Origin of the sequence: uncultured Candidatus Kuenenia sp., assembly GCF_900696675.1 — a bacterium.
GTDB lineage: Bacteria > Planctomycetota > Brocadiia > Brocadiales > Brocadiaceae > Kuenenia > Kuenenia stuttgartiensis_A.
Map to the genome: position 1 here is coordinate 1 of NZ_CAADGZ010000064.1, position 20,386 is coordinate 20,386.

General features: G+C 38.0%; 17 protein-coding genes. 11 read left to right on the forward strand and 6 right to left on the reverse strand.

Annotated features, from left to right (window positions below; all coding sequences use genetic code 11):
* Nucleotides 1–363 precede the first annotated feature (363 nt).
* Complete coding sequence (locus tag QZT26_RS10540; RefSeq protein ID WP_099324194.1) at nt 364–501, forward strand: 50S ribosomal protein L34; 138 nt, start codon at nt 364–366, stop codon at nt 499–501.
* Nucleotides 502–569: 68 nt separating this feature from the next.
* On the opposite strand, the gene QZT26_RS10545 is transcribed toward QZT26_RS10540, so the two are convergent.
* The 5 genes from QZT26_RS10545 to QZT26_RS10565 all read right to left on the reverse strand — a co-directional run bounded on the left by QZT26_RS10545 (nt 570) and on the right by QZT26_RS10565 (nt 6,445).
* A complete protein-coding gene (locus QZT26_RS10545) occupies nt 570–755 on the reverse strand; it encodes a ferredoxin (RefSeq protein ID WP_099324193.1) in 186 nt (61 codons plus the stop codon).
* 432 nt (nt 756–1,187) lie between these two features.
* Nucleotides 1,188–2,294, reverse strand: a complete 1,107-nt coding sequence (rlmN, locus tag QZT26_RS10550; RefSeq protein ID WP_099324192.1) for a 23S rRNA (adenine(2503)-C(2))-methyltransferase RlmN — start codon at nt 2,292–2,294, stop codon at nt 1,188–1,190.
* Between the two features lie 99 nt (nt 2,295–2,393).
* Nucleotides 2,394–4,013: a murein biosynthesis integral membrane protein MurJ gene (gene murJ, locus QZT26_RS10555; RefSeq protein WP_099324191.1), complete on the reverse strand. Its 1,620-nt coding sequence runs from the start codon at nt 4,011–4,013 to the stop codon at nt 2,394–2,396.
* A gap of 208 nt (nt 4,014–4,221) precedes the next feature.
* Nucleotides 4,222–5,736, reverse strand: coding sequence for an SUMF1/EgtB/PvdO family nonheme iron enzyme (locus QZT26_RS10560; RefSeq protein WP_164994742.1), 1,515 nt, complete (start codon nt 5,734–5,736; stop codon nt 4,222–4,224).
* A gap of 148 nt (nt 5,737–5,884) precedes the next feature.
* On the reverse strand, nt 5,885–6,445 hold the full coding sequence (locus tag QZT26_RS10565) for a hypothetical protein (protein ID WP_128705479.1): 561 nt from the start codon (nt 6,443–6,445) through the stop codon (nt 5,885–5,887).
* Between the two features lie 457 nt (nt 6,446–6,902).
* Here QZT26_RS10565 and QZT26_RS10570 point away from each other — a divergent pair, with 457 nt between their 5' ends.
* From QZT26_RS10570 to QZT26_RS10595, 6 genes are all read left to right on the forward strand, one after another.
* The gene (locus QZT26_RS10570; RefSeq protein ID WP_295102018.1) at nt 6,903–9,275 is read left to right on the forward strand and encodes an ATP-binding protein; all 2,373 of its coding nucleotides are present in this window, start codon (nt 6,903–6,905) and stop codon (nt 9,273–9,275) included.
* A complete protein-coding gene (locus tag QZT26_RS10575; RefSeq protein ID WP_164994744.1) occupies nt 9,265–9,894 on the forward strand; it encodes a response regulator in 630 nt (209 codons plus the stop codon). The genes QZT26_RS10570 and QZT26_RS10575 overlap by 11 nt, the downstream gene beginning before the upstream one ends.
* 37 nt (nt 9,895–9,931) lie before the next feature.
* Nucleotides 9,932–11,455 (forward strand): D-glycero-beta-D-manno-heptose 1-phosphate adenylyltransferase, encoded by a 1,524-nt coding sequence (rfaE2, locus tag QZT26_RS10580; protein ID WP_099324186.1) that lies wholly within the window; start codon nt 9,932–9,934, stop codon nt 11,453–11,455.
* A gap of 103 nt (nt 11,456–11,558) precedes the next feature.
* On the forward strand, nt 11,559–12,158 hold the full coding sequence (locus QZT26_RS10585; protein ID WP_230405764.1) for a D-sedoheptulose 7-phosphate isomerase: 600 nt from the start codon (nt 11,559–11,561) through the stop codon (nt 12,156–12,158).
* Nucleotides 12,155–12,718 carry an HAD family hydrolase gene (locus tag QZT26_RS10590; protein WP_099324184.1) on the forward strand — a complete coding sequence of 188 codons (564 nt, stop codon included), beginning with the start codon at nt 12,155–12,157 and terminating at the stop codon, nt 12,716–12,718. Before QZT26_RS10585 ends, QZT26_RS10590 begins: the two co-directional genes overlap by 4 nt.
* 430 nt (nt 12,719–13,148) lie before the next feature.
* A complete protein-coding gene (locus QZT26_RS10595) occupies nt 13,149–13,922 on the forward strand; it encodes a hypothetical protein (RefSeq protein ID WP_295102023.1) in 774 nt (257 codons plus the stop codon).
* A 269-nt stretch (nt 13,923–14,191) separates the two neighbouring features.
* Here the strand turns inward: QZT26_RS10595 and QZT26_RS10600 are convergent, their stop codons facing one another.
* The gene (locus QZT26_RS10600) at nt 14,192–14,329 is read right to left on the reverse strand and encodes a hypothetical protein (protein WP_295102026.1); all 138 of its coding nucleotides are present in this window, start codon (nt 14,327–14,329) and stop codon (nt 14,192–14,194) included.
* A 578-nt stretch (nt 14,330–14,907) separates the two neighbouring features.
* Between QZT26_RS10600 and QZT26_RS10605 the strand changes: the two genes are divergently transcribed.
* The 4 genes from QZT26_RS10605 to QZT26_RS10620 all read left to right on the forward strand — a co-directional run bounded on the left by QZT26_RS10605 (nt 14,908) and on the right by QZT26_RS10620 (nt 20,383).
* Complete coding sequence (locus QZT26_RS10605) at nt 14,908–16,266, forward strand: sigma-54 dependent transcriptional regulator (RefSeq protein WP_295102029.1); 1,359 nt, start codon at nt 14,908–14,910, stop codon at nt 16,264–16,266.
* A gap of 870 nt (nt 16,267–17,136) precedes the next feature.
* Complete coding sequence (locus tag QZT26_RS10610) at nt 17,137–17,391, forward strand: DUF3467 domain-containing protein (protein WP_295102032.1); 255 nt, start codon at nt 17,137–17,139, stop codon at nt 17,389–17,391.
* Nucleotides 17,392–17,577: 186 nt separating this feature from the next.
* Entirely contained in the window at nt 17,578–18,018 is a 441-nt protein-coding gene (locus QZT26_RS10615; RefSeq protein ID WP_295102034.1) for a hypothetical protein, read from the forward strand.
* 388 nt (nt 18,019–18,406) lie between these two features.
* Complete coding sequence (locus tag QZT26_RS10620; protein ID WP_295102037.1) at nt 18,407–20,383, forward strand: hypothetical protein; 1,977 nt, start codon at nt 18,407–18,409, stop codon at nt 20,381–20,383.
* The last annotated feature ends 3 nt before the right edge of the window (nt 20,384–20,386 follow it).

The window sequence follows — 20,386 nt, forward strand, 5'->3', positions numbered from 1 at the left end:
CGTTGTTTGCATTACATATCTCCTTAATTATAACGGTAAGTATATTACTGGCAACCTATAGAAGTATTTAACTGAGCGAATACGTTAAAAATAAAAAAATTATCTCTTTCTCGGGTTTAGGGGATTACTGAAAGGCTGTGACCTAATCTTAACTAACTTCTAGGCATGCCACTTATGACTAGTTTGAACATAGTATCAATTCAAAAGATCAATGTCAATAAGAATTTACGACTATTCTGCAACAAAAATCCATGGTTAAAAAACCAGATACTCCCGTATTATTTTTACATAAAATTCCTTGACAATAAAACAGCTAATACGATAATATAGTCCTGTTAATTTTGATTTAAGGAGAGATAGATTATGAAAGTAAGAATTAGGAAAAGTTCGATAAAACGTAAGAGAATGTGCGGTTTTAGAAAAAGAATGCGGACAAAGGGAGGGCGTGCTATTTTAAATAGGAGACGCCGCATAGGGAGAAGGCCGCTACTGAATGTTTGAGCGAACAAAGAAAAGAAAGAGACCCTAAAAATTGAATACATTATTTAGGGTCTCTTTTTGTTTAGAAACTAATCGAGGCTGATGGCCTCTACGGGACATTCTTCCGCTGCCTGTCTACAGGTATCTTCATACTCAGAAGGCACTTCAATATCCTTCGCTTCGGCGAGATCACCGTTCATATAAAAAATTTCAGGACATGTTTGTACGCAAAGTTCACATCCTGTACAAGTATCTGCATCTACTTTTGCATGCATAAAAAACCTCCTTGAAAAAACAAAATAATGTGATTAAAAGTATTAAAAATTCCTTAAATAAAGAAATATCAAGTTTCCCCCCCACCTCCTTCCTAATGATGCTCTTTTTTTTGTAAAAGTTTGCATCCCTTTTATTTTGCCAGAAAATGATGTTCTTATAATACTTTTTATTTACAAGAAATATTTCTACGTCAGTAAATAAATCTGTTGATTAACCCCCAATTTTTGCCCCTTTTCTGTAAGATGGTTGTTGTAAATCATTAGCATGGGGCAAACGCAGGGGTTAGTATCTCTCTTAAATTCATTCATAATAATTATCATGTTATTAGATAAAATACAACAATCTTTTTTTTTAACTTTGAAGAGGAAAATGTATCTGTTTGATATGTCTTTGCCGCAAAGAAAAACACGATATCCGTATCTTTCACACTTTTATTTATAATTTGCGGGGAGAAACAATGACGGTGGTGTATGTAATATCTTTTCTCCATGACAATGCTTTTGAATTTGTAGCCTAAGTTGTCCACATGCAGCATTTACGTTAATTCCTCTTCTTTGACGAACCGTGGCGACGATGCCATGATTTTTTAGCACGGTGCAGAATGTTTCCACTGTTTTTTGTACCGGGGGGGCAAAATTGCCTTCCTTTATTGGATTTACAGGAAGAATATTAACGTTGCACTGAACTCCTTTTAATATTTGTGCAAGTAATTTGGCATCCTGTTTTGAATCATTAATGCCGTCAATCATGGTATATTCAAAACTAATATCTCTATGGGTAGCATTAAAGTATTCCTGCGCAGCACCCAGGATGTTTTTAATCCCTGTTTTACTGTTTGATGGGACGAGTTTATTTCTTGTATTATCATTCGATGCATGAAGAGAAATAGCAAGATTTACTTTGAGCCCTTCCTTTGCCAATCTTCTGATTCCTTCTATCAGGCCAACGGTTGAAATAGTGATATTTCTGGCACCTATCGCCAGACCCCAATCAGCATTCATAATTCTGAGAGACTTGACCACCTTATCATAATTGGCCAGTGGCTCTCCGATTCCCATAAAGACAATATTGGTAATGTGTTCATTTGCGGGGAGGTGGTTTTTGATATGTAGAACTTGTTCGATTATTTCCCCGGTTTTAAGGTTTCTGGTAAGTCCTAATACACCACTTGCACAAAAACTACACCCCATAGCACAACCAACCTGCGTTGAAACACATGCCGTCCTCCTCTTGCCGTCTCTTAAAAGCACACATTCAATTAAGTTGTTGTCCGGCAAATGGATCAGAAATTTTTCTGTACCGTCTTGCGAGGTGTTTATTGTGTGTATTTTGGTTTGAAAAACATTGTGTGCTTCTTCAAGCTTTTCTCGAAACGGCAGGGGAATATCGGACATTTGATTAAAATCCGTTGCGCCTTTTTTATACATCCATGAAAGAATTTGCTTCCCCCTGTAAGAAGGCTCTCCCAATGAGCGGCAAAGTTCCACCGATTCAGATAAATCTAATTCGGTAATTGAAGTTAACTGTAATTTATTCATACCCAATTTTTTGAAAAAATAAAAACGTTCGTTTCCAGGCTGGAGACTGGAAACGAGATTGAAACTGCATAATCGGTAAATATTATGATAAAAGTACTGTTATGGCTTTTTCAATACTCCTTTAATGAGATTTCTGAAATCTTCTGATTTGATTAAGAAAGAAGCGACAGCAAAAGTAGCGCTCGCGGTCAACATTGGAATGAAAAGCCGTATTCCCTTAAAGTAAAGCGAGGTGTTTTCCTCTGAATAAGGAAGCATTTTTAGCGTAAAAAAGCATACAAACCCCATCGCAACTGAGATGATTATCGTTTTTACAAGAGAGACAAAAACTTCTTTTTGTATTTTTATACTTAGTTTTTTTTGCAATATCAGGGTTAATATAATTATTTGTATTATGGCGCTAATTGAAGTGGAAAGGGCCAGACCCCCTTCTTGTAAAGTCCAGATGAGCGAAATATTCAACACCAGGTTTAAGCCGACACACAATGTACCGATTTTGACGGGAGTAACCGTATCTTTGAGAGAATAAAATGCCCTGATCAGTACATGTAGACCACAATACGCCCATATGCCGATAGCATAAAACAAGATGACGCGAGATGTTCTTAATGCCGATTCGGCGTCAAATTGGTTTCTTTTATAAAGCAGGCTCACAATAGGTTCCCGGAGCATGATAATACCAATCGATGCAGGAATACCCATAAAGAGAATGAATTTTAAAGCTTTGTTGAAGGTTCTTGAAAAGTTTTCCCAGTCTTCTCTTGCCGCATATGTGGAAAAAAAAGGAAAGACTGCGGTAGCCATGGCAACGCCGAAAACTCCCAAAGGAAACTGGATTAATCTGTCGCTGTAATACAGCACGGATGCTGCCCCGACTTTCAGGGGAAACGGTATGTTCATTCCGGCAAAAGCAAAAGAGCCCTGCCCATCACTAGTTGAGGCAAATCCAACGGCAATTATACTGTCAAGTAAAACATTAAGCTGTACGATTGCCAACCCGAAGACGATGGGGGCCATTCGTGTAAAAACCGATTTTAAGCCTGGGTGTGTAAATTGGAATGATGGACGGTAATTAAAACCTTTCTGCCTGAGAAAGGGCAGATGGACATACATCTGGATAATGCCCGAAAAAAGGATGGCAATTGCCACTGTAAAGACCATTTTCTCGGTCACATTCCCCGTATAAAAGGATACAAATGCCCCGCTTATCCAGCATATATTAAGAATCATGGGGGCAAATGCGGGGATGAAAAAATGGCGAACCGTGTTTAATATTGCTCCCATAAAAGCGACAATGCAAATAAAAAAAACATAAGGAAACAAGATTATTAGTAATTTAAAAATTAACTGCCATTTTTCATGAATGTTGAATAGTTTTGGAACCACAAAAAAAGATCCTTCACCTATGAATACAATCCCCCCTAAGATGATAATGAGTAACGTTATGACAATATTTGCAAATTTCCAGGCCTCCCGTTCTCCGTGCTTTTCTATATGTTCGGTGAATACCGGTATAAAAGCAGCGCTAAGGGCGCCCTCTCCAAATAAACGCCTAAAGAGATTGGGAATTTTAAAGGCGACGGTAAAGGCGTCCCATACGAGGCCTGTTCCAAAAATACTGGCACAGATAATATCCCTTCCAAGCCCCAGTATGCGGCTTAAAAAAGTGCAACTGCTTATGGTTTTTACGGAATAAATTAATTTTTTTATGTCTGACATGGAAAATTGATGGAGGTATAAGGGGCGTGTATTTATTTTTGATTAAAACGTGTTGCCGAAAAATCTGTAATAATTATCCCGCCCCTAAATACCCTCACAATAGGAACTTTTTGCATTTCCCCATCTGGCGAGAGAGGTTGGGGATAAATTCTTATGTGTGGATTTAATGGAAGGGACTGAAACTATATTGCAAAAATCTTTTCTGTGGCTATTTTGCCTTGTTTTCTTCGTCTTCAGGAACATAGTCTTTTGCGCAACGAAACCCAATGCTCTTATTCCTGTCTTCCGGCTTACCAAACATTCTGACAGCACATCTCATTTTATAGGCGTAGGGGGCAAAGAGGGAAGCACCTTTGATAATTCTCACCCCTGTGCTGTAATCAGGGCCTTTTGGATTCATACTTGGACTTTTGTGGTAATATTCGGCATGGTACCAATCATTGCACCATTCTGAGAGGCTGCCAATAACGTCATAGCATCCGTAAATACTTTTTCCAATATCATAACTACCTACAATCAGGGATCCACTAGGCCCTACATTTGCCAATGTTGCATCCCAAACATTCCCCCATGGGTATCTGCGCCCGTCAGTTCCTCTTGCGGCTTTCTCCCACTCTGCTTCCGTGGGAAGTCTCTTCCCCGCCCAGGCAGCGTACGCATACGCATCATACCAGTCAACACGGGATACGGGATAACCGGGATAATCATAATAGGGATAGTCCCAGTTTGTATGCACAGTACCTGGCACATGGTTTTTATCTTTTGGCTCTTCCGGGTGGCATTTGCTGTGGTCTCCCGTTTCTTTTATATATCGTACGAATTCCCAGTATAATGCGTTTGTGACTTCATATTTATCGATATAATATGCATCTAAATATACTTCGTGTATTGGTGATTCCTCGGGAATAAATTCTTCACCACCTGACCCCATAACAAATTTTCCTGCGGGAATTAAAACCATTTCACTCCATTTGTCACGGTTTTTCTCCAGCGCTGCGCTCATTTTTTTGTTTCTTTTTTCCAAAACTAGCGCTTCGCGCTTCTGTTTTTCCTCAGGCAAAAGCCCTTTTTCCAGCTTATATATATAGAGATATATATCCTGACTTATCTTTTGATAATTTTCCTGATTTTTTTTCTCTTCAGGCAGCATTTCTAATAAGTCTCTGCATGTATCCATGTGAAACAATGCCAATTTTTGATTTTCTAATTTCCAGTAAATACCACCGAGGTTAAAGTGTATTCCTATATTATCCGGATGTAAAAATACCGCCTGTTTAAATTCATTTAGCGCATCGGTATATTTTTCTTCATTTTTAAACCGGTTTCCTTCTTCTATGTGGGTTTGTATCTTTCGTGCTATTTCGGCTGGGGTAAGATTAACAATGTTTCCTTCGGGGTCCTTCTGCTCTGTAAGAGGTTGAACAATCAAAGGCATGCCATCTTTTTTGCAGAATTTTTCTCCTGGCGCTGCCTTTTCTTTGCATGTCGGGCATATAAGATCTGCCGCAGTATACTCGACAAGCTGTTTGCCATCAATACTGCAAAAGCTTACGTCTCCGGGATATATTCTGCCGCATTCAGGACACATCCTGTTTTTAGACGTATTTTCTTTTGTTATTGGCGTATTTTCTAAATTATTCTTATCAGTGCTTTGAGAGAAAAGGATATTACATAAAAATAAGTTGAGGATAACAGAAAACGTCGCCAGATAAAAAGATTTCAAAGAAAAGACCCCCATTCAGAAATGATAGATATTCGTTACAATTGAAATGTTATTTTGAGGTGTATAGAAAACTAATGTTGTATGTAATATAGCTGTATACCATTATTTATTTAAAGGCATGCATGATTCTTCAATATCTGCGGTTAATTTAATCTTCTGTTATCTCAGCCTCGACTTCACCCGGTTTTTTCCGTTTCCAGTTCGACCACTTTCCCCATTCGATATATTTTTTATCGTCAGATAACCAATATTGTGTGCCTTCCCGCTCTCTTACACAAGTTAACCCTTCTGCCTTTCGCACTTGCGTTTGCTTTATCACTTTAAAAAAATGACAATCTACCTGATGAAAATTTATTTCAGAACTATTTTTAACCTCTTTTAATTCAAGATCATTAAAGGATAATTTATTTCCCGTAATTTTCTTTTCGTCCACGGGAATTTCATAAGTGATAATATCAGTTACTTTAATGGAGACAGCATTTGGTTTTTCGTCCATCCATGGTATTGGAATGGTACCACTATATGGGGCAAATGACTGATGGAAGCTGGGGTGAGGTTCCCCTGGCTGCCGCGTTGTATCAATTATACCGCCGCCTGAATGTTGTGCCAGAACGCATTTTTCTGTCGCAAAAATAACAAAAACACTTACAAACAGCCCTAACAGAGACATCGTTCGTAATGTAACTAATCTGCCCGATTTAACCTTCATGATAAAATTCCTTTTGCTGATAAAATCCACAATTAAATTATAATCAAAAAATATTACATAAGAATGCGGGGCTTGTCAATTCTTTTAGAAGTAAAATTGGACGAGCATATCCTTTGTAAACAAAATAAAAGATAGGAAAGTTCATGAAAAATGGTGCCTTTTCGCCAATGCATTTTATGTATAGGAATTTCAATATTTTTAGTTAAGCAATGGACACCCCCTACCCTTCCCAGAAGGGAACTTGATAAGTCCCTCTGGGGCAGGGGATTGAGGGGTAGGTAAAAATGAATGCCTTGGGTTTTTATCTTTTAAAACCCAACACAATTTAAAATATTGAATCGCCGGCGCGGTGGGATTCTTTATTCTTGACATAGATTTTTTATGATATTAAGATGAGCGGCGTTAATAAATTTTTATTATGAAAGTGTTTACAAGATAATAGCCAGTTGCGTTTTCTATGGAAAAAGTCCGAAAAATTCTTATTGTTGTCAACAATGATGATGAACATCCGGCAGGTAATTCACTCAGGGAGATGCTCTTAAAATGCGGATATCTTGTTTACATGGCGTGTCACGGCTATGATACTGTTCTCCTTATAAAGGAATATAACATTGATTTGGTTTTGTTCGACCTCTGCCTGTGCGATGAACATGAGTTTTTGTCAGTAAAAAGGACAAAGAATGCCTTGCCGGATACAAATGTTATTGTTATGGTTGATCGGGCAAAGGTTGGTAATGTAATCAAAAAACTATGCATGGACACTGTTGACTATATTTTGAAACCTTTCGACACCGATTACCTGAAAAAGACGGTTGAGAATGCTCTTTACAAACAACAGTTGGAATGGAATCTGAAAAAGACGCTATTCGATAAAGAAATTATCAATAATATAAACAAATCGATTGCTACCAGCATTGACATTCGTGAAAGTTTTTCAATGGTGTGCAGCGAGCTGAAAAAGATTATTCCATTTGTTCGCGCCTGCTTAATTATTTCAAATGAACAAGGTCAATGGTTTCAGGTGTTTGCGCTGACAAAAAAGTATGATTTTAGTGAAATTGATGCGGGGGAATCATTTCCCATGGGTGGCAGCCTTTTGGAAAAAATTATTCAAACCGGCAAGCCCATCATGGTGAATGATACAAGCACCGGACATTTCTGGACTGATAAGGTGTTGCATAGTGAAGGAATACTTTCACGGCTGGGTTTTCCCCTGATACTTAAGGGAAAAGTGCTTGGGGCAATTGCATTTGGCGCTAAGGAGATCAACAGTTTTGATGAACAGTGCTATTTCTATCTTTGGCAGATAGCACCTCAGCTCGCAATAGTGCTTGAAAACACTATTTTATTCAGCCGGATTAAAACCTCGGAAGAACGATACAAGATGTTGTTTAACTATGCGGCAGATTCGATGATGATGTTAGATTTGAATGGAAAGATACTTACGGTGAACAGGCGCGAGGAAGAAATTATCGGATATCAGATGGAAGAGCTTGTAAATAAGTATGTCTTTGATTTCCTGACTATACCGTCAAAAATAACAGTTATCTCACTACTGTCGATGGCGGTCAATAAGAAGGCGCCGACAACTGAAATTGAGGTAATCAGCAAAAATAAGCAGATATTGGTGATGGAACTGGATATTATTGCCGTTAGAGAAAGAAATGATATTATTTATATGTTAGCACATTTTCGGGATATAACCGAACGGAAGAATCTGGAGCTGGAATTGAAAAGGGAAAAGGAGAAACTGGATGATATTGTAAGTCAAATCGGTGCAGACCTCCTCGTTATCGGCAAAGACAAAAAAATTCGCTGGGCAAACAAACGATTAATCAATAATCATCCCCTCGGCAAAAGTATAATAAATCATACCTGTTTTGATACCTTTTGCAATTTTCAGGAAGATCCCGTTGATTGCCCTTCGTTTAAAGTATTTAAAACAGCAAAAATTAACCAGACAGAGCGCATGGTTTATAACCATAATAAAAAGAAATTTTGCAATGTGATCAGCTCGCCGATTTTCGATAAGGAGGGAAATGTTGTGCAGGTACTGGAACTGATTCAGGATATAACGGAAAAAAAACGGGAAGAAGAACGGCAAAAAAAATTACAGCAGCAGTTAATACATTCGGACAGATTGATATCCATCGGAAGGCTTGCGGCAGGCGTCGCCCACGAAATCAATACCCCCCTTGCAATCATTTCGGGTATGACACAAGGCTTTCTTGAAAGAAAAAAGGGATTTAGCAATGAAACAATAAAAGAATTTAAAACGATGCAAAAGGTGGCGAAAAGGATAGAAAAGATTGTTAATTCCCTGCTGGAATTATCGCATTTTGAAGGAAACGAACAACCAAGGCCTGCCAATATTAATAAAATTATAAAGGACACTGTCGCGCTTATCATAGAACCCTTTACGAAAAAGAATAAGAAAATTGTTTTGAAATTATCCTCCCGGCTACCGAAAATTAAAGGATTTGCAGAGCAATTACAACAGGTTATAATGAACCTGCTGATTAATGCAGATGATGCAACGGATTCCGGCGATACCATCTCCATAACAACGGGCATTAAAAATAAAAACACCATTACTATTACTTTTGAGGATACCGGTAAAGGTATTCCGGAAAATCAACTTTCAAGAGTCTTTGACCCGTTTTTTACGGACAAAGAAGTAGGGAGAGGGACAGGGCTGGGGTTGTCAATTACTTATGGCATTATAAAAAGGCATAATGGCGCTATTCATGTGAAAAGCGACGTGGGAAAAGGCGCAAAATTTGAAATTAATTTACCCACAAACTTTGAAAAGGTGACATATGATGGATAAAGGCGTAAAGGTATTGGTTGTAGATGATGATATTGATTATAATTTATATTTAACCAAATTTTTAAGCGAAGAGGGTTACATCGCCAAAGGTATTACAATGCCTTCAGAGGCCATAAACGTCCTGGGACAAGACCGATTTAACATCGTCATTTTGGATTTAAAAATGCCGCAAATAAGCGGTACCGAGTTGCTTAAGGAGATAAAATCAAAGTTCCAGAATATTTGTGTTATTATATTGACCGGTTATCCCTCTTTTAAGACGGCAGTTGAAACGATGAAACTCGATGCATTTGATTACTTAAAAAAACCATTTGACTTAAATGACTTGAGAAAGGCTTTACATAATGCACAAAAGACGTACTGTCTTATCAAAAATTCGAAGGATAAACTGAAGAGCGATGTCGGGAAAAAGCTTAAGTTTTTGAGGAAAAGTAAAAAGATCACCCAAAAGCAATTAGCAAACCGGACGGGTCTGTCTCCAAGCTTATTATCACAGATTGAAAACGGTCAAATCGCTGCATCTCTTAATACGCTTGATAAATTATCGGCGTCTCTTAATGTTAAGTTGTCCTATTTCCTGGAAGAAAATCCCACGGAAATTATTGCGGATACTTACTAGTATATAACGTGTATTTTGCCGGAGTTTTAAATATATTATGGATAAGCTTTTTCATATCGTTTCACATTTGGGATCCCCGAAAATCCTGGTTATCGGGGATTTGATGCTTGATAAGTATGTTTGGGGTGAGGTCAGGCGCATATCACAGGAGGCGCCTATACCTGTAATTAACGTTTCTTCAGAAGATATACGGCCCGGCGGCGCGGGGAGCGTTATTGCAAATTTAAAAATGTTAGGGGCACAGGTGCTTGCGTGCGGAGTTATTGGAGATGATTCGTATGGCACTATTCTTTTGCAAATACTTAAAAATATGAAATGTGACGTTGACGGGGTCATTGTTGACAATAGCCGTCCAACAACAATGAAGATGCGTTTAATGGGACATCTACAAACTGCAGGAAAAGGCATACAACAATTATTACGTGTTGATTATGAAAAAACCCACTACATTTCCAAAGAGAAAGAACAACAATTAAATGGTTATCTGAGCGAAAAGATAAAGGACTGTGATACTGTCCTGATATCGGATATGAACAAGGGTTTGCTTTCTGATTCGCTACTGAAGGCTATAATTCATCTTTGCCGGGAACACAAAAAAGTAGTAATTGCAGATCCAAAACTTTCGGGAGATTACTCCTGCTATAGAGGGGTTACCGCCGTTACTCCAAACAGGCATGAGACAGAATGTGCTACCGGAATCAAAATTACCGACAGTGAGAGTTTGCATAGGGCTGCGGGTAAATTTGTCTCTGACCTGGAATTGGAGTATTGCGTTATCACTATAGACAGAGAAGGCATGTTTCTTTATCATAAAAAAGGCGAAGGAAGGGTATTCCCTACCACTCCAAAAGCGGTGTATGATGTAACCGGCGCCGGCGATATGGTGCTTAGCATGTTTGGCCTGGTGCTCGGGGAGGGTTATAGTTTTGAGGAAGCCACATTGCTGGCAAATATCGCGGCAGGAATTGAAGTCGGGAAAATTGGCGTTGTTCCGGTAAGTAAAGACGAAATACTTAATGAACTTGCAAGCGAAGGGAATCAGAAATCCGGGAAAATTAAAACCGTTGAAATGCTTGAAAATATTTTAAAAGAACACCGAAGGAGAAATGACAAGGTTGTTTTTACAAATGGTTGTTTTGATATTTTGCATGTTGGTCATATAGAGTATCTTAAGTTTGCAAGAAAACAGGGCGATTTGCTGGTGGTTGGGCTGAACACGGACAGTTCAATAAAAAAACTGAAGGGGCCTAACCGTCCTATTGTTTCTCAGGACGAGCGTGCAAAAATGCTTGCGGCATTAGAAGACGTCTCGTACGTGGTGTTGTTCGATGAGTTAACACCTATGAGCATTATTACGTCCTTAAAACCTGAAATATTAGTAAAAGGCGAAGACTGGAAAGATGCAGGGGTAGTGGGGCAGGAGTTTGTGGAGTCCTACGGAGGCAAGGTAGTATTGGCTCCTTTAGTGGAAGGAATTTCAACCACCAACATTGTCTCAAGAATCATTAATAAGCATACCCGGGATGAATTGTTACAGGGCGTAATCACACAGACGCATTAAAAAACAGGCAGTTATACCTTACTTTTTTGTAGAGACGCATTGCATGCGTCTCTACATTAGCATCAACAACTGAATAAACGCTGCCAAAGGCAGCCTGATTTATATGAAAACACAAGAACTATTTATGAATGATATTGAATACCAATTACAAGAGAGTATCGATACAATAAAAAAACTATTGTCAACCCACGTTGAGATTGTCAGAGACGTTGCCGATGTTATCGTCAGGGCGTTTAAAAATAACAACTTTATGTACTTGATGGGAAATGGCGGGAGCGCAGCAGATGCGCAGCATATAGCGGGAGAAATGATAGGCCGGTTCAAAATGAACCGGCGGCCCCTTCCGGCAATCGCCATAACAACGGATAGTTCTGTAATGACCGCAATTGCAAATGATTTTGGCTATGACTTGTGTTTCTCCAGACAGGTAGAGGCGCTGGTAAAGGCGGGAGATATTGTTCTGGCATTTACTACAAGCGGAAACTCAAAAAATATACTGAATGCGGTCAAAATTGCCCGGGACTTAAAAGCAATAACCGTGGGTTTTACCGGAATGGGTGGGGGTCTCTTAAAAAATGAGGTAGATTTTTGCATAAAAGTACCTTCCTCAAACACGCCAAGGATACAGGAATGCCATATTACCATCGGGCATATTTTGTGTTCTCTTATCGAGAAAGACATTTTTGGACATGTTCCTGAATGAAAAAGAAAAGAGCCGCATTTCTTGATCGGGACGGCACCATAGTTGTCCACACGCCCTATTTAAGTTCACCGGAACAGTTGAAATTATTACCCCATGCGGTTGAAGGCATACGCCTTTTCAAGGATCATGATTATCTGATTATTGTTGTAACAAATCAATCAGGTATTGCCAGGGGATATTTTGACGAACAATCTTTAATACAAACCCATGAAAAACTGAAAAAAATATTAATCATAGAAAAGGCTGAGGTTGATGCCTTCTATTATTGTCCGCATCATGCAGAAGGCGTAGTCGAACAATACAGGATGCATTGCGATTGCAGAAAACCACGGCCTAAGATGTTATTTGATGCTGCACAACAATACAATATCGACCTGTCGCAATCAATAATGATTGGTGATTCCCCTGCGGATATTCTTGCTGGCAAAGAAGCCGGTTGTAAATCGGCGCTCATTATAAATCCAAATCATGAACAGGAAGCTGACCCGGATGCGCCCTTTGGGGCAGACTACGTAGTGAAAGATCTTTTAGAGGCTGCCCGGCTTTTTATCCCCGAGTAAATTGGAGTAAATAGGGGAACACTTCCCATATTTCAAAAATTAATCCGGGAAGTTTCCCCCTGTTTCGCTGTATTTTATGGCACAGCAAACAGACAATTCTAACCTGGAGCGATCACTGAAATCATTAAAATGCACACAACTCCTCACATATCCAATACATTTTTCCGCTTTTTTCGCGACACTTTCAACTAATAAAATACGTAGCGAAGATTTGATCTATACATTCAGTTTTTTTTACTGTTGACATTTAACTTTTAATCGTATAAAAGAAAGAATATTTAATAATACTGTATTATTTATATGTTATGATATATTTATGTATTATTAAAAGATTCACTGAAGATGAAATTTGTTTATATACTTTTGCAGTTATTACTAACAATTTGCAACTTCAACAAAAAAATATCTGGAAGGAAGAAGGAGGTAAAAATTGCTTGCTAAAAATTATGCTGCTAAAGAAAAGGCTTTTTTGCAAACGCTCAGAATCGGAATATTCCTTACATTTCTTGCAATTAATTTAAAATTTATTATAGGAGATATCATTAAACCACTTATTCTTTTTAATGTTTTACAATTTGGAGGACATGGCCATCATTTTGAATTCCATACACCCAGCCTGCCGGACATATGCGGTGATGTTTTAACTATAATCCTTTTTTTAGCCGCATATCTTCTTATGAATTCTGCTACTGTCAGAGACAAAATAGGCGACATTGCTTTTGGCTTTTGCGATGCAAAAGGCTCAAAGAAAGATTCTTTGATGAGAATCAGGGATTATGTTTTATGGGGCAAAAATATTTTTTATATTGCAGCAGCCGGTTTTCTTCTCTATTTCTTCTCTAAGTATTTATTGAAACCGTGGTTGGAGGTGTTTTTTACTGAAGAAGCAGAAGCGGGTACTTTTTTTGTTGCTCTAAACATCACAAATAGCGCCGTCAGGCTATTTGCCGATTTGATCTTGGTATATGCATACTGTAAATATATCGGCGCAAGTAAACATTTTAAACCAATATTTTATAGTTTTTTCTTTCTGAGAGACCTTTTGTTTACAAATCTACTAGGGTTTATTCACAAAATTGATTTGGAAATGGTTGCGCCTGCTTTAGACGTAATGTTTCCGCTATTACTTATATATGCTATCATGAGCTACATTTTGAAAAAACCTTCGGAAAAACCTTACGGAGTATTTCGTATTACACAATAAACAAAACAATTTAGAAAAAGATAGTAATGAGGAAGTATGTCCCTGTAAGACTACTACTTCCGGACGATAGATTTCACGTATCATTTAACCAAACGTTTTTTGACATCTTCGAGTCCCCCCTTCGTTTATAACATTTATATAACCCATTTTCTCTAACACCTTTTTTGCAAAACCTGCCCGCTTCCCGCTCTTGCAATAGAGGTGAATTGTTTCACCCTTGTCTTTTGCTACCGACTCAATTTTTCCCCCAATTTCTCCATGGGGAATGTTTATAGCACCTTCAATATGGCCTGACCTGTATTCCTCAGCGCGGCCCTCACATCAACCCGGATTCCTTTCATTTGTTCTCCAATAGCACAATTCATCACGGCAATCAAAAAACATAAAATCAAAAATAATTTTTTCATGGTATCTCCTTTGTAAACATGCACTATAAAAGTATCCTGTCCTGCACACTGCTGTTTTAAAGGGGAGCATTCCCGTTTTTTTGTAACCGTTAATGATGGGGTCAGGACGAAACAACCCTGACAGGGTTTCAAACCCTGTCAGGGTTAACACTACTGCAACGTTTCATTAAAACATAGCGGAAGTTACAAAAAATCAGGAATGCACCCGTTTTAAAGTCTGTTATCCATATACCACCTTCAGAACACAGAAGGTGTATTTTTAGTCAAAAAAGACTGAAAATTTGTAACACTTTAGTTCTTTGAAAAATTCCAATAATATCGCTGTTTTTCCGCACGATGTAGGAACGACGGATGATGGACTACGGACATCTTTCGTCTCTAGTGCTTAGTCTCTCGCTCTTACGTTTTTCAAAAAACTAAAGTATTACAGTTTTACGACATTTTATTTTTTTATTTGAGGTGAACACCCGATTAATTGTATAAAAAAGGCAAATGGACAATTATGATGTCCGATGCGAACGTATGGGAAGAGGCTTTAAAGTGGAAAGATGAAAAAAGGGAGGTAACGTAATTTGATTATGGAAAAGCCAAACATATTAATAGTTGAAGATGAAGATGAAAACATAGAATTTATTAAATTAAAAAACTCCTGCTGTAACAATGGCCTTACTATATTCGAAACGTCTTATAAAACAGTTTTTAAAACGTACATTCAAAAGAAAAACATTGACCTTGTATTACTTGGATACGCGCATTGCACTATTAGTAATGTATTAAATATTGCCAATAAAATTCGCTATATGGACAGGCATATCCCGATCATCATGGTGACAAAAAATAGTTCTGAGGAAATTGCCATTGCCGCCCTCAGAATTGGAGTAAATGATTATTTTAAACACCCCTTTAAAGAAGAAGATATCATGGAGAGCATCGAACGGTGCCTTTCAAAAAACGATGCAAAAAAACCTTTGCTTCCACAAGCATCTCTGGAATTGTGTGATGAACAAGAACTGGTAGGGGCAAGCGTTGCAATGCAATCTGTCAGGATGCACATCAAACAAACAGCCGAAACCGATACGAATGTTCTCATCACCGGAGAAACAGGCACGGGCAAGGAACTTGTTGCCTGTCTTATTCACAGAAATAGTAAAAGGGCAAAAAATCCGTTTGTCTGCATTAATTGCACTGCCATTCCTGACCATCTTTTGGAAAGCGAGCTTTTTGGGCATGAAAAGGGGTCTTATACGGGAGCAGATGCGTTAAACACGGGTAAACTTCAGTCGGCAGAAGGCGGAACAGTTTTTCTGGATGAAATCGGAGATATGAGCCTTTACCATCAGGCGAAGATTCTGAGGGTTATAGAAAGCAAGGAAATACAACGCGTCGGCGGAAAACACAATATTCATTTGAACATTAAAATCATTGCCGCAACCAACCAGGATTTAGAACAAATGGCAGAGAATGGTAGATTCAGAAAAGATCTGTACTATCGGCTTAATGTCGCGAACATAAATCTTCCGCCATTAAGAGAACGGAAAGAAGACATACCTGATCTGCTTCAATCTTTTATCAGAAAATTAAACAAAAAATATCAAAAAGATATTGAGGGTTTTACTGCAGACGCCGTGAAAGATTTGATGTTTTATAATTGGCCTGGCAATATCCGTGAGATGAAAAATATTTTGGAATCTGCCTTTATGAATTTCCAGACAAGTTGGATTACCTTGATGGACTTACCGGAAAATTTTCAGACGAAGGTCATGCAAGCCAGAATTTTTCATTACAGCGAAAAAGAACTGTTATTAAACGCACTGGTTGCCACAAACTGGAACAAAAACAAGGCAGCGAAACAGCTTAAATGGTCAAGAATGACACTTTATCGAAAGTTTGCAAAGTACCAACTCAACCTTGAAAAACGCCTTATGAACGATGTTTGATGCATAGTAACCACGCATGTTCCCCGACTCCCAGTTCCCAAGCCCCCTCCCAAGTATTTCGTGCTTAGCATCCCGAATCTCACCATTAACTATTTCGCCAAAAAAATGCAAAGAAATTAGTGATAAGTTTCTAACCCATCCGAAATGTTACACACTGTTACACCCCTGTTACATCTTCTTTGTTACACACAATAAATATGTAAAAAACATTATTTCTTTCATTTATATTATCCCTTTGCATTAAGCGGCTTGGCATAAAACTCCCTTATAAAGAGCCAGTCTGCCGTCAGTAATAGGATTCCTTCCTGGGGTTGTTTCAATAAAATAAAATATACCGTGGCCACATTCATTCTCAATCCTCCCCCTCAAAAAGTGTAACAATACCCTGTTACACTTTCCGGCAAAACATAAAAGAACAAAAAACTTCAATAAATCTGCAAACCCAGTAAAATAGCATGTTGCATAGCTATTCCTCCGCAAAAACTTTTGTTGGTATTCCCTTTGCTAAATTAGACATTCGGCGACTTTCAACAATGTAGTGGCAAGGCGTGCCTTGCAATTACATGAACAGTTTAGAATTCCTAAACGTCAAGTTATCTGCTAGAAATTGAAATTTTGTAACACTTTAGTTTTTTGTAATAATTTTTTTAATGAATGCTTTTTGTATTGCAGAATGCACAACCTTACTCTTTGTAAGCAGCGAAAACCTTAATTTTGTTGGTGTTTTCAAAAAGTTAAAGTGTCAAAAATTTTATTAATCAGTTTATCTTTATAACCGAGCCAGGGCTTTAATCATGGTATATCTGGTTCAATATATATGATGACATGGCCATGCATCATGATGTGTAATACAAATGAATTATGTTAGTAATGAGAAATAACAAAGGCAATAATATACAGAAAAACAAGACCAGGGAAGGTAGATACGCAAATTGTTTCCAAATAGGGCAGAACGAATTTGAATTTGTAATCGACTTCGGGCAATCGTATGAAGAATCAGAATGCAAGGAAAGCTTTCATACCAGAGTCATCTGCAACCCGTATTCTGTAAATATTCTTTTAAAATTGTTACAAAAATCAGTGAAGGAATATGAGGAAATGTATGGAGAAGTAGAAAATGACTGAAAACATTTGTACCATTTTAGCCGTTTAGAAAGTGTCCTTAAATAAATAAAAAATACGAGAACCGTTGCTGATGAAGTGGAATGAAAACCTACAAAACAAGGCCACATTCGTCTGAAAAAGTAACTGTAGGCCTGGTTGCTTAACAGACACAATAAAACTACAAATACGTTGTTAGGGAGTGTGTTTATGGTTGAATTAAAATTGTATTATGTAACAAATCGTAACCATATTGGTGAGAAACAGTGGAATCCAGATGGGTACGGTTCCGGTTTTAGCGATGATGGGGCAGAAAATCTGCGTTTCGGGAAGGTTACCGTGCAGGCAGACGAACAGCAAATGAGTAATTATCTGAATGTAGAGACAATCGACAAAGGAACTGGGAACGGCATTCAACTGTCAGGGTACATGGAAGAACGTGTTCGGTCAAATGGCAAGATCAGTGCCTTTGCGGAAATCTTACCTGATGGTACTCAAAAATTAGCCTCAAAAGAAATGTTTCAGAAAGCAAAGTCTGAAATGGAGAAATCTACAGATACTATTGTATATGTTCATGGGTATGCCGTTAAATGGACGGAAGCCGTTGCCAATGCGCTTTCGTTGCAGGCAAATGCTCAACAAAAAGGATGAAAATGGGAGAATCAAAAAGTGATTGTAATTCTGTTTACCTGGCCATCTGATAGCAGAAAGGTATTTTTACTCGTGAGAATGGGAGTAGTGCCTACTGTAAAATACGGTACTCTCAAGTGAAGAAGACAGTCGTTGATTTTGGTTAAGAGTCGTTTAACTGTACTATTTAATTTCATGAGGGGATATTGTCCAATGAACACAGTTATTATATATAGTAAAACTGATCGGGATATACTCAAACGTATATCGACAATAAAACATTATGACCTTGAAAAAAGAGAAAAGGGGTAAAGATAGATAAAAATTCTATGAATGATTGGAAATTAGTCTGATAGAAGGTAAATTTTTTGGTATAGGGTACTATTTTTTAAGGAAGGAAAGAAAATTTATGATTAATAAAACAAAAAACAATTTATTATTTATCTTGATTACTTTTATATCATTATACATTTTAGGTTGTGCGGCAAATAGAACAGGTACAATTACTATTTCAAGCCCCAGAATCTGGCAAGACCATGCAGTAGTTGCAACTGCGGGTGAACAGTATCAAATGTTGAATTCTGTTGGTGAAGATATAAACAAAAATTTACTTAAAAATTTTCAAGGGAAACGTGCCAGGAGATATTATGATGTTCGCGGTTTGAGAGGGGCTTTTCAAATGCAGTATCCATACGGAACAGCTTTAAATGGAACGAGTACTGCTGAAAGCGAAAGTAGTACCGGAACTAGTGGACTTATGGACTTACCTGACATGCCGAACTATTCTGATATAGATAAATATTTGCCCGAAGAAAAACAATCCAAAGGCATTCTTATTACAGATTTTAAAGATATTTTCGGTAGTGAAATTAATGAAGACCCAATTGATCTCTTGCAGCGTGTAGACGATTTTAACCAGGTATTGAGTGGTATGAAGTTAATGCATCTAAGAGATACGCTATCAATGGAGAAAGGTTGGTCGGTGTATCTTTTGGGATTTGATATATCATTGCTCCCGGGCGATAAGACACAGGAGGGACATGGTGCTCGTGTAGAATTTACCATTAATAACAATAGTGATGATGTAAGGATTTATAGTATATGGCCGCAGCGTTATGCTGACAGGTTTCAGGAGGGTACTTCCTCAAGAGAAGATTTTCGGTTGGCTCTCAAGGGTGCAGCCAAAAGTAGTGAGTGGGCTGCTCAGATGGCAATGGATATGGCACAGCGCTACGAGGATGACTTGGCCCATATACAACGTTACCCTCTGATATCAGGTTTTATAAACAATAACAATGGAACACAATCATTTGGTTGGGAATTTAATCCACGTATCCGCACAGTCACTGAAGACCGTGTATGGCCTCTTACGAATAAACCAATGATTAAATATTGGCTCGAACCTGGCGTGCGCCAGTGCTATGCACTCTTAGCGGTAAATGACGACCGTATTGAAGCAAATAATAGATTATTGGAGTTCTCTAAAAATAATTTAGAGAAAATAGCATTTGGTGGAACTGTAAAACTCATGACATTTAAAGACCTTATTGAGGATTACCAAAAGATAATAAATAATGTTGCTTCTACCAATAGTTCGAAAATGGTAGCTAGTACAGAAACAACTGATGTAAAAACAGAAGGAGATTTCCATATTGTAGAAGATGTAGAAATTAAAGCAATTAATCTAGGAGACGAAAGAAGAATAGCAGAAAAACATCTGGATAAATTGATTGCTTATGCGGACTCGGGTTTAGGCAGCGAGGGGGATAAAGATAGATGGAATAATTTCAAAGAAAGCCTTCGTAGGTGGCAAAACAAGCACAAAGAATTGGTTGATTTAATTAATGAGGAATCAGGCAACACATTACGAAAGATTGTTGATAATGATTTGAAAAGGCTTGCATCCGGCAAAAATATTACTATAGATGGTGAGGAGATAAGCATTGACAATATTAAGGATAAATATGACGCTACAATACAAGACCTAGAAGCTGAGAAGAAAGAGGTACCGCAATCCCTCAAAAACTATTTTGATGGGAAAAAATTCCCTAAGCCAACAATAACGCGGGTAGACAGTGAAGATTTAAAAAAATGGGAGTTGACCGAAGACTTGTTAGATCTGCATTATTGTGTATTGGGTTTATTCGGCCATAAGGGAAAGGAATTTGTTAACCGAAAAAAAGAAAAAAAGGAAAAAGAGTTAGAGCTCACAGTAAAACGAGCTTGGTTTGATCGAAAGAGCGGGCATATTGTTAAATTGGAACCTAAATCCTGCAAACGATTTTCGCAATGCGAAAATCAGTATTTTCCACTACCAAGATTGGCAAAAAGCGATAACAGATATCCGTTTTTTAGCAATTGTGGTAGCGCTATTGTACTACTTTAAACA

Bases quoted from the DNA above. Each gene is read 5' to 3' on its own strand.
- QZT26_RS10540 (WP_099324194.1), top strand. From the start codon at position 364: ATGAAAGTAAGAATTAGGAAAAGTTCGATAAAACGTAAGAGAATGTGC.
- QZT26_RS10545 (WP_099324193.1), bottom strand. From the start codon at position 755: ATGCATGCAAAAGTAGATGCAGATACTTGTACAGGATGTGAACTTTGC.
- rlmN (WP_099324192.1), bottom strand. From the start codon at position 2,294: ATGAATAAATTACAGTTAACTTCAATTACCGAATTAGATTTATCTGAA.
- murJ (WP_099324191.1), bottom strand. From the start codon at position 4,013: ATGTCAGACATAAAAAAATTAATTTATTCCGTAAAAACCATAAGCAGT.
- QZT26_RS10565 (WP_128705479.1), bottom strand. From the start codon at position 6,445: ATGAAGGTTAAATCGGGCAGATTAGTTACATTACGAACGATGTCTCTG.
- QZT26_RS10570 (WP_295102018.1), top strand. From the start codon at position 6,903: ATGGAAAAAGTCCGAAAAATTCTTATTGTTGTCAACAATGATGATGAA.
- QZT26_RS10575 (WP_164994744.1), top strand. From the start codon at position 9,265: ATGATGGATAAAGGCGTAAAGGTATTGGTTGTAGATGATGATATTGAT.
- rfaE2 (WP_099324186.1), top strand. From the start codon at position 9,932: ATGGATAAGCTTTTTCATATCGTTTCACATTTGGGATCCCCGAAAATC.
- QZT26_RS10585 (WP_230405764.1), top strand. From the start codon at position 11,559: ATGAAAACACAAGAACTATTTATGAATGATATTGAATACCAATTACAA.
- QZT26_RS10590 (WP_099324184.1), top strand. From the start codon at position 12,155: ATGAAAAAGAAAAGAGCCGCATTTCTTGATCGGGACGGCACCATAGTT.
- QZT26_RS10600 (WP_295102026.1), bottom strand. From the start codon at position 14,329: ATGAAAAAATTATTTTTGATTTTATGTTTTTTGATTGCCGTGATGAAT.
- QZT26_RS10605 (WP_295102029.1), top strand. From the start codon at position 14,908: ATGGAAAAGCCAAACATATTAATAGTTGAAGATGAAGATGAAAACATA.
- QZT26_RS10610 (WP_295102032.1), top strand. From the start codon at position 17,137: ATGAGAAATAACAAAGGCAATAATATACAGAAAAACAAGACCAGGGAA.
- QZT26_RS10615 (WP_295102034.1), top strand. From the start codon at position 17,578: ATGGTTGAATTAAAATTGTATTATGTAACAAATCGTAACCATATTGGT.
- QZT26_RS10620 (WP_295102037.1), top strand. From the start codon at position 18,407: ATGATTAATAAAACAAAAAACAATTTATTATTTATCTTGATTACTTTT.